This is a genomic window from Mycobacterium sp. 852014-52450_SCH5900713 (assembly GCF_001667075.1).
In the GTDB taxonomy this organism is placed as follows: domain Bacteria; phylum Actinomycetota; class Actinomycetes; order Mycobacteriales; family Mycobacteriaceae; genus Mycobacterium.
In genome coordinates this window covers 126,994-137,623 of the sequence record NZ_LZIL01000065.1, presented here as the reverse complement: position 1 = coordinate 137,623, position 10,630 = coordinate 126,994, and the positions used below count along the sequence as shown (strand labels likewise).

15 protein-coding genes are annotated in these 10,630 nt (G+C 68.5%); 1 reads left to right on the top strand and 14 read right to left on the bottom strand.

Annotation, left to right across the window (positions count from 1 at the left end; translation table 11 throughout):
• From A5773_RS19840 to A5773_RS19815, 6 genes are all read right to left on the bottom strand, one after another.
• A partial coding sequence (locus tag A5773_RS19840) for a MarR family winged helix-turn-helix transcriptional regulator (RefSeq protein WP_232001906.1) occupies positions 1-534 on the bottom strand: 534 nt, incomplete at its 3' end.
• A 127-nt stretch (positions 535-661) separates the two neighbouring features.
• Complete coding sequence (locus tag A5773_RS19835; RefSeq protein WP_067792251.1) at positions 662-937, bottom strand: DUF3140 domain-containing protein; 276 nt, start codon at positions 935-937, stop codon at positions 662-664.
• An 8-nt stretch (positions 938-945) separates the two neighbouring features.
• Positions 946-1,161, bottom strand: a complete 216-nt coding sequence (locus tag A5773_RS19830) for a DUF2945 domain-containing protein (protein ID WP_066952391.1) — start codon at positions 1,159-1,161, stop codon at positions 946-948.
• 13 nt (positions 1,162-1,174) lie between these two features.
• A complete protein-coding gene (locus A5773_RS19825; RefSeq protein ID WP_066952393.1) occupies positions 1,175-2,656 on the bottom strand; it encodes a DUF2867 domain-containing protein in 1,482 nt (493 codons plus the stop codon).
• The gene (locus A5773_RS19820) at positions 2,656-3,084 is read right to left on the bottom strand and encodes a hypothetical protein (protein ID WP_066952395.1); all 429 of its coding nucleotides are present in this window, start codon (positions 3,082-3,084) and stop codon (positions 2,656-2,658) included. The genes A5773_RS19825 and A5773_RS19820 overlap by 1 nt, the downstream gene beginning before the upstream one ends.
• 152 nt (positions 3,085-3,236) lie before the next feature.
• Complete coding sequence (locus tag A5773_RS19815) at positions 3,237-3,530, bottom strand: lipopolysaccharide assembly LapA domain-containing protein (RefSeq protein ID WP_066952397.1); 294 nt, start codon at positions 3,528-3,530, stop codon at positions 3,237-3,239.
• Between the two features lie 103 nt (positions 3,531-3,633).
• On the opposite strand from A5773_RS19815, the gene A5773_RS19810 reads away from it, so the two are divergent.
• Positions 3,634-3,894: a hypothetical protein gene (locus A5773_RS19810; RefSeq protein WP_066952399.1), complete on the top strand. Its 261-nt coding sequence runs from the start codon at positions 3,634-3,636 to the stop codon at positions 3,892-3,894.
• On the opposite strand, the gene A5773_RS19805 is transcribed toward A5773_RS19810, so the two are convergent.
• From A5773_RS19805 to crtI, 8 genes are read right to left on the bottom strand one after another with little or no spacing between them, the layout of a single operon-like run.
• Positions 3,884-4,243: a DUF2784 domain-containing protein gene (locus A5773_RS19805; protein WP_066952678.1), complete on the bottom strand. Its 360-nt coding sequence runs from the start codon at positions 4,241-4,243 to the stop codon at positions 3,884-3,886. The genes A5773_RS19810 and A5773_RS19805 overlap by 11 nt on opposite strands.
• A gap of 10 nt (positions 4,244-4,253) precedes the next feature.
• On the bottom strand, positions 4,254-5,264 hold the full coding sequence (locus A5773_RS19800; RefSeq protein ID WP_067792248.1) for a DUF5914 domain-containing protein: 1,011 nt from the start codon (positions 5,262-5,264) through the stop codon (positions 4,254-4,256).
• Positions 5,261-6,796 carry an FAD-dependent oxidoreductase gene (locus A5773_RS19795; protein ID WP_067266013.1) on the bottom strand — a complete coding sequence of 512 codons (1,536 nt, stop codon included), beginning with the start codon at positions 6,794-6,796 and terminating at the stop codon, positions 5,261-5,263. The genes A5773_RS19800 and A5773_RS19795 overlap by 4 nt, the downstream gene beginning before the upstream one ends.
• Positions 6,793-7,515: a class I SAM-dependent methyltransferase gene (locus A5773_RS19790; protein WP_067266018.1), complete on the bottom strand. Its 723-nt coding sequence runs from the start codon at positions 7,513-7,515 to the stop codon at positions 6,793-6,795. Before A5773_RS19790 ends, A5773_RS19795 begins: the two co-directional genes overlap by 4 nt.
• Positions 7,502-7,813, bottom strand: a complete 312-nt coding sequence (locus A5773_RS19785; RefSeq protein ID WP_066952408.1) for a lycopene cyclase domain-containing protein — start codon at positions 7,811-7,813, stop codon at positions 7,502-7,504. The genes A5773_RS19790 and A5773_RS19785 overlap by 14 nt, the downstream gene beginning before the upstream one ends.
• Entirely contained in the window at positions 7,810-8,133 is a 324-nt protein-coding gene (locus tag A5773_RS19780) for a lycopene cyclase domain-containing protein (protein WP_066952410.1), read from the bottom strand. The genes A5773_RS19785 and A5773_RS19780 overlap by 4 nt, the downstream gene beginning before the upstream one ends.
• On the bottom strand, positions 8,130-9,086 hold the full coding sequence (locus tag A5773_RS19775; RefSeq protein WP_067266021.1) for a phytoene/squalene synthase family protein: 957 nt from the start codon (positions 9,084-9,086) through the stop codon (positions 8,130-8,132). Before A5773_RS19775 ends, A5773_RS19780 begins: the two co-directional genes overlap by 4 nt.
• Positions 9,083-10,615 (bottom strand): phytoene desaturase family protein, encoded by a 1,533-nt coding sequence (gene crtI, locus A5773_RS19770; RefSeq protein ID WP_067266023.1) that lies wholly within the window; start codon positions 10,613-10,615, stop codon positions 9,083-9,085. Before crtI ends, A5773_RS19775 begins: the two co-directional genes overlap by 4 nt.
• Between the last annotated feature and the right edge of the window lie 15 nt (positions 10,616-10,630).

Sequence of the window (10,630 nt, the reverse complement as noted above, 5' to 3'; positions counted from 1 at the left end):
CTCGACGCGCCGGGCGACTTCGGCCTGGTCCCGCGCGAACGGCACGACGCAGACGGGTACGCCGCGGTCGATCGCCTCCATCATCGCCAGGAAAACCCGGTGTGCGGCGGCCAGATCGCGGTCGGACAGGTCGGCGAGGGCCGCGCGCAGTTCCGCGCCCAGGGGGGTGAAGAACGAGCGCGCCAACGCCATGCCCGGTTCTTCATAGCGGAGCAGCGTTTTGCGCCGGTCGACGGGATCGGGTTCGCGCCGCAGGTGGCCGGAGTCGATCATGCGGTCGACCAGGTAGGTGATCGCGGCGGGGGACACGTCCAGCCGTTGTCGCAACTGCGCCGGCGTCAGCGGCGTCCCGGCGGTTTCGGCCACCATGATGTGCAGCAAGGCGTGCAAGTCGGTGCCGCCGACATCGTGCTGGCGGGCGAAGTGCCGTCCGATGCGGTCCGATTGCGCTGTGAGTGCGCGCATGTCGGCCGACATCAACTTCTCGAGTTCGGCTCGGTCTAGTCGCCGATCAGTGGCACCGCGCTTGGTCACTTGTCTGTGTCCTTCTGCAAGATTCGCCGCTCAGCGTATCGGCGACCGCCGCGCGCGGCCCGCTCACCCCGCCAAGTGTCTCGCATTTGCACGCGATTGGCCGGTGCAGGCACCGACCCAGCGAGGGTCAGGACTTGGTCGGGTCGTGAGCCCAGTTCATCAACGAGTAGCGCCAAACGCTCTTGTCGATGTCGCCCCGGGGGCGTTGCGCCAGGTGGCGCTTGGCGTAACTGACGACCTTGCGCATATGCGCGTAGTCGTCGGCCGCGAGGTCACTGCGTTTGGCCCTGAGTATTCGGACAATGCGACGACCGCTGGCATGGCCGGTCGACTCATCGCCGCCCCGCTTCTGTCCCACACTCTGCGACTGCTCGGTCGCAAGCCACTCGTCATCGTCGGCCATCGGTGACCTCAGTCCCGGGGGCGCAGCGCGCCGGGCTTGTGGACCGCGTCCGCGCCCGTCTTGTCGCTGCGGACCTTGTACTGCGGCTCGTCTTCGGAAGCGCGCACGGTGCGTCCGGCGGCCTCGGTGTCCGAAGTGATTTCGCCCTCGACCGTTCCCCGGACGGTGCTGCCGTGGCTCCGCCACTCAACCTTGTCGCCCTCGTGAAATTTCTTCTCACCCATGTCGCTTCTCCTTTCAACATGACCGAGCCGCAGCCGGCCTTACGCCACCGCGCGCCTTAGCGGTGACATCGCGGGCGATGCCGCCGAACACCACGTCGCGGTAGGGTGCCGACGCGTTCCAAAAAAGCTGCCCCGCAAGGCCATACGGCTGAAACAACGCCCGCTGGCGGTACTGGGAGCCGCCATTGCCGTCGGGGCTCGCGGACAGCTCCAGCCACAGCCGCCCCGGCAACGGGATATCGGCGCGCAACCGGAGCAGCCGCGGCGTGTCGATGCGCTCCACCCGCCACCAGTCCAGGGCTTCGCCTTCATGCAACTGCTGCCCGTCCAGCGGCCGGCGCAGAAACCGTACGGCGCCCAGCGCGCCGTTGATCCAGCCGCGCAGGGGCCATTCCAACGGAAACGCCGACCAGTTGCGCTCGGCGACGGCCGTTTGGATGGCCCGCCACAGCGTTTCGGGATCGGTGCTGCTACAGCGTTGACGCACATCCTCATACAGCGATCCGCCGGCCCACTGCGGATCGGTGGGCAGCGGCTGGGAAGGCGCACCGTTCATGTCGGCGCGCGACCACCGGGTGCGCAGATCTTTTTCGCGCACGTGCGCGAGGGCGAGTTCGACGGCCTCCTCGAAGTGCATCAGTCCACCGTCGGGATCGGGGATGTACCGGGCGATGTCGTGGTTGGCGCACACCACGTCGTTTTCCAGCGACTCCATCAGCGAGACCGCCAGTTGGCGAGGAATGGGGGTGAGCAGGTCCACCCACGGCGCCGACAGTCGGGGGGTCAATAAGGGCACCGGCACCGCGGGCCGCCTGGGCAGGCCGGCGATCACGGCGTACTTGCGGATCATTTCGGTGTAGGTGAAGCGGTCCGGCCCGCCGATGTCGAATGGCCGGTTCACCTCCGCGGGCAATTCCGCCGCGCGGACCAGGTAATAGAGCACGTCGCGCACCCCGATGGGCTGGACGCAGGTACGCAACCAGCGCGGTGCGACGATCAGCGGAAGCCGCTCGGTGAGGTACCGCAGCATCTCGAAGCTGGCCGACCCCGCCCCGATGATGGCCGCCGCACGCAGCTCGACGGAGGGCACGCCCGAAATTCTCAGCAGGCGCCCCACCTGCGCGCGCGAGGCCAGATGGTCGGAGAGCTTCTGCCCGTCGGGCGTGATGCCGCCGACGTAGACGATTCGCAACAGCCCCGCCTGGGCCGCGCACTCGGCCACATTGCGGGCCGCGCGTTCGTCGAAGTCCACGAAGTCCGGGCGCATCAGCGAATGCACCAGGTAGTACAAGACTTGTCGGCCTTCCAGCGCCCGGCGCACGGCGGTGGCGTCGACGACGTCGCCCTGAACGACGTCCACCTGCCCACGCCAGGCGACGTCGTCAAGCTTGGCGGGGTCTCGGGCCAGCACGCGCACGGTGTGACCGTTCTCCAGCAGCTCGGGGATGAGCCGCGTGCCCAGGTATCCCGTGGCGCCGAACACGACGCAGTGCATCAATTCGCTCCTTCAGCCGGGTGGTCGTTGGGGGTGGCGGTGTGGGCAGGATGCCCCGACGTGCGCCGGCGCTCCTTCAGCCGCGCTTCGTAGGCGTGGCGGCGACCGTCGGTGAGCCGGCTACGCACCAGGCGTTCGACTTCTCGGAAGCATCGGTAGTAGCCCTCGTCGTAATCGTCGACGACCTGGAAGGTCCACCGGCCGGGTAACACGTTGCGCCCGATCAGTTCGCGGCTGATGTGTTGCGCCAGATCGGAGTGGCCAAGCTCGTGCAGCTGGGCGGCCGCGGCGTCGAGCTGCAGGTCGGCCCGCCCGGTCAACTGGTGGAAGGAGTACAGGTGTCCCCGGGCGCGCTCGACGGTTTCCAGTGCCTCGGTGACTTTGCCGACCGCCTCGGCGACGGCGTCGCCCGTGTCTGCGTGATCCATGGCTTCCTCCCCGACCGGTCGCTATGGCATTCCCCTGGGATCCATAGTTTAAAACACTTAATAGTTAAGTTACTGGAATAAACCGGCACCCGCCATAGTGGTCCGCTCGTGATGGCTTGCCGAGCAAGGGTTTTAGGCGCCGGCTGCCAGGATCAGAGCGCCTTGAGATGCTTCTTGGTCGCCCTGCGCAGCTGGATGATCCGCGCGGCGCCGACGAGCACCGTCGTGGTCGCACCGGCGACCGCCGCCAGAAGGTAGCCCACCCCGACCGGCAAGTTCCAGTGGAAGCCAAGGAAGTGAACGGTTATGGATTCGGTGTTCTGCGCGACGAAGATAAGCAGAATGATCAAGATCACCAAACCGACGACGAGCGCCCACCAGGCCGCCGCCAGCCGGGTGAACGATCGGGATGACGGCTCGGAGGGAACGTGCGGCTCAGTGCTCATGCTGGTGACTAGCCCCTCACGCAGTGGGCCAAACACGCCGGAGCCTCCAGATCGTGTCGTGCCCCGCCGTTTAATCCGCCGGTTCTGGGGTATCTGGCCTGCGATGACTGTGAAAGAGGTACCGCAGCGCGTCTGGCGCGGCCGGCGCAAGGTGATGCGCTTGCAACGAGACCTGTGGCTTGCCCAGTTGGCCGTCTGGCCGACGTTGATCGTGTCGGCCGTTTTGCTTTCGGCGCTCACTTGGGCTTTGTGGCAACGAAAGTGGCAACGCAAGTCGGTTCGGAGTCAACCCGACGCGGTGCCGCCCGTCACGGATCCTTCATGGGCCGGTGCCTCGCCGCCGCAGGCCGGCCTCAGCGGCTGACGCGCCTCGAGAACAGGCTCCAGGAGGCGGCCGCCGACAGGAACGCGAATGCCTGTGCGACACCGATGCGGCCGGACGGAACGAAAAGCCCTGCGACATAACGGTCGACGAACCCCGTGCTGGGCAGCGGATCCATGTCGGCGCGGCGACGGGCCCATGATTCCAGTGATGTCAGCGGGCATGGCAGCTTGAGCGCGACGACGGCGGCCCCCCAGGCGACGGCCGCCCGGTGCAGCACAATGGTTCGCGGCCAGCGCAGCGCGAGGAAGCCGCCTGCGGGCACGTAGGCCAGGTAGGCGAGGTGCACGCCGACCGTCACCACGACCGCGGCGGCATACCCTCTTCGCATGGCCAAGCCGTCAGCCGAGGCCGGCACGCACCTGGTAGCGGCGCTCGGCGTAGGCCAGATCGTCGCGCCAGAGCCTGCCGGCCGCGAAGCGCATGAGCGGTGTGATCAACGGCGCCGCCCGAGACGCCCGCTTGAACCCGGGACGGTCCGAATGCGCGATGGTGGCTTCCAGCACGGCGGTGCGTGGCCGCCCGTCGGGGCCTGAACCGACCGGTGTGGCGTGCGTTTCCACGGTGCTGCCGGTTCCCTCGCCGTCCACGATGCGCATGACGATGGTGCGTGCCTCGGGGCAGCTGAACTCCGCGACAACGGGAACGCCCAGGCGGCCCATCCGGAAGGTCACCGCCACCAAGAAGCGATCGATGTCTTCGGTTGGCGTGGTGAGAACTTCGAGGCGGGCGAACGAGTACGGGTGGAACCATGCGCCGTGCCAGGGGTCAAGCCGATTGGCGATGATGTCGGCGGGCTCGCACACGCCCACCATGCGGGCGACGGCGGCCAGGGTGTCACCGGCCGGCCGGGCCGGGATTACCGGCTCCTCCAACGGGGTCTCCCCACCCACGCCGTCGAGCCGCACCCAAACCAGGGTGCCGTCGTCGTGGCTGGGCAAGGGGCTCCAGCCGAATTCGCTCGCGCGGCCGTCCAGGGCCAGCCCGTGCCATCGGCAGATCAGTGTGCCGCCGTGCACGGTCCCGGTGGCCAGATCGGCCCCCAGGTGTGGGCAACTGCGGGGCCCGACACAAAGCCGGTGTTCCGCGTCGCGCCAGGCGACGACCTCGACTCCGGCGACCCGGGCGCCGAACGGCCGCCCGGGACGCACGTCGGTGCTGCCCGCGAACGCGAACCAGTTCCCGGTGGGTCTTTGCAGGGCGCGTTCCAGCGCGCCGTCGATGATGGCCGGTTGTGCGTCCCGGTAGGTCGGGCGCTGCTCGGCCCACGGCGTACGCGGAACCACCTGCAACGGCCAGTCTTTGGCTCGAGCGGCCGGCAACAGGTGTTGCAGCTGTTCACGAAAATTCATCGTCGGGCGGGTCCTTCGCGGCTTGCGAGCCATCGCAACACGGGTGACCGGCCACGGGTGGGCACCGTGACCAACGGGTGACCGGCCAGTCCCCATCTTCCCAGCAAATGGTTCGCGGCGCACCATCCCGTGGTCGCGGCGCGCTCCATGAGTGCAACGGGCAAATCCACGCGGACGGAGTCACCGGCCAACAGCAGACCGGGCTGCGGCGTGACCACCGGCGGGCGGTGCGCATACGATCCCGGTGAAAACAGCGGGCAATCGTTGCGTTGCAGCAGCCGCTCGCAAACGATTTGCGCCGCGGCGGTTTCCGGATAGATCTTGTGCAGCTGGCGCAGCATGGCGGCCCTCGACGGCGCGGCGTCGAGGGCGTAGGAGTGCAATTCGACGACGGACCCATGGTGAGTGCGTGACCATTCCGCGGCCTGACGTTCGTAGCGCTCCAACACGCTGATGTTGTCCAGTGGTTCGTGGCCGGCCGTGCCCAGGAACGCCGGCCGCCGGGCGGCGACGGGCCGATCGAGCCACAATCGATACACGGCGAATGGCGGGGCGGTGCGCAGCTGTGCGATCTGTGCGCGCCAGTCGTCGGTGGCCAGGCCGGTCGATGCCGCGGCGATGCGCTGCAAACCGGCCACGTCGGTGGCGAGCACCACGGCATCCGCCTCCACGTGGTCGCCCGAATCGGTCTGCACCCGGAACGGTTTCGACGGCGCCGTGTCGATGTGCGAGGCGCCGGTGCCGAGCCGGAAGCGCACGCCCCGTGCCTCGAGGTAGCGCCGCAGCGGCTCCCAGAGCGCGCTGTCGTAGTTCGACGTGGGGACGTCGAAGATCAGGCCCTCGGACGACCCGAGGAAGTAGATGTGGAACATGGTCGCCAACTCGGCCGCGGAAAGCTTGGCGGGGTCGGCGAAGAAACTGCGGGAGAACACCTCGAACGCCAGATGCCTTGCCGCCTCCGGGAATCGGATGCTCTTCAGGAAGGTCGCGGCGTCGAAGTGGTCGAGACGCTCATAGATTTCCGGCACCGAGACCGCCGCCAGGGGCGCGGCCGCGCGCGCGTCGATCTGCAGGAAGTCGCGGAGCCGGAAGGTCGGGCTGCGCGCCGCGAACGCCACCGCGTTCCACGGCGGGGTCCTCGGCAGCCCGCGGAAGGTGTCGCGCCGGCCCGCCCCGTCGATGAGCGGATAGTCGGCGACGGGCGTGAGCATCCGCAACTGCGGATCGATGCGCCCGAGCAGGGACCGCAGGTTGTAATACTGCCGGAAGAACGCGTGGAAGCCGCGATTCATCGCGAGGCCGGTTCCGTCGTGCTGCTCCGTCCAGCCGCCCACCCGGCCGCCGAGGTAGGGTTCGCGCTCGATCACCTCGACGGCGACGCCGCGTTCGGCCAGTCCGGTGGCGGCGGTCAGGCCCGCGATGCCGCCGCCCACGACGACCACGCGGGGTTGTGACTCCAGCGCACTGGCATCCGGCAATCCGGTTGTCGCGGAATGTGTTTCGCGCCGCCGATCGGTTCCGATGGCCGTCATGGGGCATCCGCCAGGAAGGTGTGCACGATGTTGGCCTCCCAGCCGGGCATCGTTTCGCTGTGCACCGCGGTGAACCCCGCATCGGCGAGGCGGGTGCGGAATCGTGCTGCGCCGTCGAACTCCAGCACGCTGCGCCACAGGTAGCGGTACAGCGCCGTGTCCCGGGTGCGCCACCACCCGGCGGGAATGATGATGCCCCAGCACACGGCGTGCCAGATTCGGGTGGCGGCGGCGGAGTCGCGCACCGAGTATTCGTGCACCGCCAGGGTGGCGCCGGGTCGCAGTAACATCCGGAGTTTCCGCAATTGGCCGTCGCGGTCGGCGAGGTTGCGGATCAGGTAGGCGGCCAGGATGCCGTCGAACGGTCCGGTGATGCCGTGCTCTGCCAGCTGCTCGACGGGGGTGTGCACGAACCGCACCGACGGGGGCCAGTCTTTCGCTTCCGCCGCGTCGAGCATGCCCCGCGAAGCGTCGACGGCGACGATGTCGGCCTCGGGCGCCACGGCGAGCAGCGCGGCCGTCGAGGCGCCGGTACCGCACCCGACGTCTAGCAGCCGTAAGCCCTTGCCGCGGTCGCGGATTCGCATGCGGCGCGCGGAGAGCAGCAGTTGGTCGTGGTAACCGGGGCTGGCGCCGACCAGCCGATCATAGGCCGTCGCTCCTGCGTCGAACGCTGCCGACAACTGGTCGGGAGTGGGACCCGCCTCATCGACGCGCACGTTGGCGTTCCCATCCCAGCAACACGGCGGTGGCCAGCGCGAAGCCGAACAAGAAATCCTCGACCGGGATGTCGAACGGGAAACGCAGGCCGGTGATGTGTCGAGGGTCGTAGCTGACGATGGGGGAGCTGAGCTTGGTCAGCCAGCCGTCGACCGGGACCTGGAAGCCGAGGGTGATCAGCATCGACAGCCAGTAGGCCGGCCGCCGGAACAGTCCCGTGCGCAGCACCGCCAATTCCAGTGCGATCACGGCCAATACGGCCGCCACGGCCGGAACGGTATAGCCCACCCCCGTCATCGGCGGTTGACCCTTTCCAGAATGGTGCTGACGGCGTTGTATGTGAGCAGCGCGCATATCGGGATGACGACGAAGAACAGCACCTCTTCGATCGGCACATGGAACGGGATGCTCAGGCCGGTGATGTAGGCGCCGTTGTACGTCCACACGTGCGCGGCGATGGCGATCTCGTCCCACAGCAGGAATACCGCGGCCACCGGCCAGACCGCCTTGACGAGCCGCCGCCATTGCCGGTAGACGCCGGGACCGAACATCTCCAGGGGCGCGGTGATCGCCAGGCATGCGGCCAGGACCAAGAGATATTGCCCACGATCGGTCATGCGGCCCCCGGGGAATCCGAAACACCGGGCGAGCCATTGCGCGCCCGCCACGACCGTATCAGCCCGATGCCGGCGACCTGCAGTCGTCGAGCCCTGCCGACCGTCGCCCGGTGATTGAACACCGCGAAGTCGCTTTCTTCGATGCGGTCCAGGATTTCCGAGTACAGCGCTGCCGCGGCCGCGACGCAGGGTTGCGAGCGGGCGCTGAGCATGGCGATGCCAGGAGCGGCGAAACGGTAAGTCTCCCGGGTGATCTCGTGTTGAGCCGCCAGTGCCTGCTTGACCCGCGGATCGGTGCGGCGGTGTTCGTGACACCAGGTCAACAACTCGCGGTCGACTCTATGGGCGGCGAGTTCGTCGGCCGGCAGGTAGACCCGTTGCCGCAAGAGGTCTTCGTCGATGTCGCGCAGGAAGTTGGTGAGCTGGAATGCCCTGCCCAGCGCGGCGGCATACGGCGCGGCCTCCTCGACCGGCGCCACCGTCCCCAGCACGGGAAGTACTTGCAGCCCAATGGCTTCGGCGGAGCCACGCATGTAGAGATTGAGCGCTTCGCGGTCCGGATAGTCGGTCACCGTGAGGTCCATCCGCATCGACGCCAGGAAATCGTCGAACAACTCGGTGCCGATCCGGTACCGGCGTGCGGTGTGGGTCACCGCGGCGAGCACGGGATTGTCCAGGTGGTCTCCGCCCGCAAAGAACTCGTCGGCCAGTTGCTGGAGTCGTTGGGCGCGGATGTCGGTGCGCAGCTGGGGATCCAGGTCGTCGAGGATGTCGTCGGCGTAGCGCGCGAAACCGTAGAGGGCATGCACCGCCGGCCGTTGGTCGGGCGCCAGCAGCCGGGTGGCCAAGAAGAAGGTGCGCCCGTGCGCGGCGTTGAGCTCGCGGCAGCGTCGATAGCCTGCGCGCAGGCGCGGCTCATCGATGCCGGCCGCGTCCAATTCGCTGCGGATCATGTCAGCCCGGCTCCCAGGTCGTGGTGTGTCGCCATCCGGTCGGCTCGGCCGGCATTAGGGCCGGTGATGCGGTCGGCGGCAAGCCGCCCCGAGATCAGCGTGGTGGGCACACCGACACCGGGCACGGTCGACGACCCGGCGAGCACCGCGTTCTCGATGCCGCGCACCATGTTGGCCGGCCGGAAGGGGCCGGTCTGCCCGAAGGTGTGGGCCAGCGCAAAGGGGCTGCCCGCGGCCATGCCCTGCCGCGCCCAGTCGGCGGGTGTGACGACGTCCAATACCGTTGCGTCTTCGGGTAACCCGGGCAACAACCGCGCCGCCACATCGCCGATGAGGTCGTGGACGTAGAGATCGCCGACGCTGCCCCAGTCGATGTTCCCGCGATCCAGGTTCGGTGCCGGGGCGAGCACGTACAGCAGGTCGCGCCCGTCGGGGGCCAGCGTCGGGTCGCTCGCGGTGGGGCGGGTGACCAGGAGCGACGGATCCTGCATCAGCCGTCCGTCGCGGATGATGTCGGTGAACGTCTGATCCCAGGAGTCACCGAACAGGATGGTGTGATGCGCCGTGTCCGACGCGCCGCGGCGGCAGCCCAGGTGAGCCACGACCGCCGACGGCGCGTGCCGCAGCCGCACCGGGCGACGTGGTGTGCGGCCCAACAATTCGTAGGTCTTCGGCAGTTCGGTGGTCAGCACCACCGCGTCGCAGGCGATCGGGTCCAAGCGGTCCGTTCGCACGGCGCTGACCCGCCCTCCGGCGCGGTCGAGCCCGGTCACCGTCGCGTTGTAACGGAACTGGACCCCGGCGTCGGCGGCCGCCGCGGCCAGGGCGTCGGGGAGCGCGCGAACGCCGCCGCGCGGAAAGAACACGCCCGCGACGGTGTCCATGTAGGCGATGACCGCGTAGACGGCCAGAGCGTTGCGGGGCGCTACGCCGGCGTACAGCGATTGAAACGTGAATACCCGCTGCAGCCGGGGATCGCTGATGTGGCGCCTGACCACGCGATCCCATTTGCGAAACCCGCCGATCGCGGCCAGCCGCGCCAACTGGGGCGTGAGCAACGACAGCGGGGAATCGAAATTGGCGGCGATGAACCCGTCGAATTCGATCCGGTACAACCGCTTCAGCCACTCGCGCAGCTTTTGGTAGCCCGCTGCCTGCCCGAAGCCAGCGAACTCTTCAATGGCGGTTGCCATCCGGTCCGGATCGGTGTGCACGTCGAGCGCGCTGCCGTCGGCGAACACCGCCCGGTAGGCCGGATCGAGCGGCAGTAGCTCCAGCCGGCCCGACAGGCTCCGCCCCACGGCCGCCAAAGTCTCGTCGATGATGTCCGGCATCGTGATCACCGTCGGCCCGGTGTCGATGCGGTAGCCGTCGATGTCGAGCCGGCCGGCGCGGCCGCCCGGCCACGGCTGGCGCTCGACCACCGTGACCGCCCGCCCCCGTCCCGCCAGGTGCAACGCGGCGGCCAGGCCCGCCAGGCCGGCCCCGATCACCACCACGTGCTCGCTGCGTCCTTCGATGGTCCGCATATCAGCATGCTCCCA

What these genes read in the sequence shown, in the direction of transcription:
- A5773_RS19775 (WP_067266021.1), bottom strand. Translation starts at nt 9,086, where the DNA reads ATGATCCGCAGCGAATTGGACGCGGCCGGCATCGATGAGCCGCGCCTG.
- A5773_RS19835 (WP_067792251.1), bottom strand. Translation starts at nt 937, where the DNA reads ATGGCCGACGATGACGAGTGGCTTGCGACCGAGCAGTCGCAGAGTGTG.
- A5773_RS19810 (WP_066952399.1), top strand. Translation starts at nt 3,634, where the DNA reads ATGACTGTGAAAGAGGTACCGCAGCGCGTCTGGCGCGGCCGGCGCAAG.
- A5773_RS19820 (WP_066952395.1), bottom strand. Translation starts at nt 3,084, where the DNA reads ATGGATCACGCAGACACGGGCGACGCCGTCGCCGAGGCGGTCGGCAAA.
- A5773_RS19795 (WP_067266013.1), bottom strand. Translation starts at nt 6,796, where the DNA reads ATGACGGCCATCGGAACCGATCGGCGGCGCGAAACACATTCCGCGACA.
- A5773_RS19780 (WP_066952410.1), bottom strand. Translation starts at nt 8,133, where the DNA reads ATGACCGATCGTGGGCAATATCTCTTGGTCCTGGCCGCATGCCTGGCG.
- A5773_RS19805 (WP_066952678.1), bottom strand. Translation starts at nt 4,243, where the DNA reads ATGCGAAGAGGGTATGCCGCCGCGGTCGTGGTGACGGTCGGCGTGCAC.
- A5773_RS19815 (WP_066952397.1), bottom strand. Translation starts at nt 3,530, where the DNA reads ATGAGCACTGAGCCGCACGTTCCCTCCGAGCCGTCATCCCGATCGTTC.
- A5773_RS19830 (WP_066952391.1), bottom strand. Translation starts at nt 1,161, where the DNA reads ATGGGTGAGAAGAAATTTCACGAGGGCGACAAGGTTGAGTGGCGGAGC.
- A5773_RS19785 (WP_066952408.1), bottom strand. Translation starts at nt 7,813, where the DNA reads ATGACGGGGGTGGGCTATACCGTTCCGGCCGTGGCGGCCGTATTGGCC.
- crtI (WP_067266023.1), bottom strand. Translation starts at nt 10,615, where the DNA reads ATGCGGACCATCGAAGGACGCAGCGAGCACGTGGTGGTGATCGGGGCC.
- A5773_RS19800 (WP_067792248.1), bottom strand. Translation starts at nt 5,264, where the DNA reads ATGAATTTTCGTGAACAGCTGCAACACCTGTTGCCGGCCGCTCGAGCC.
- A5773_RS19825 (WP_066952393.1), bottom strand. Translation starts at nt 2,656, where the DNA reads ATGCACTGCGTCGTGTTCGGCGCCACGGGATACCTGGGCACGCGGCTC.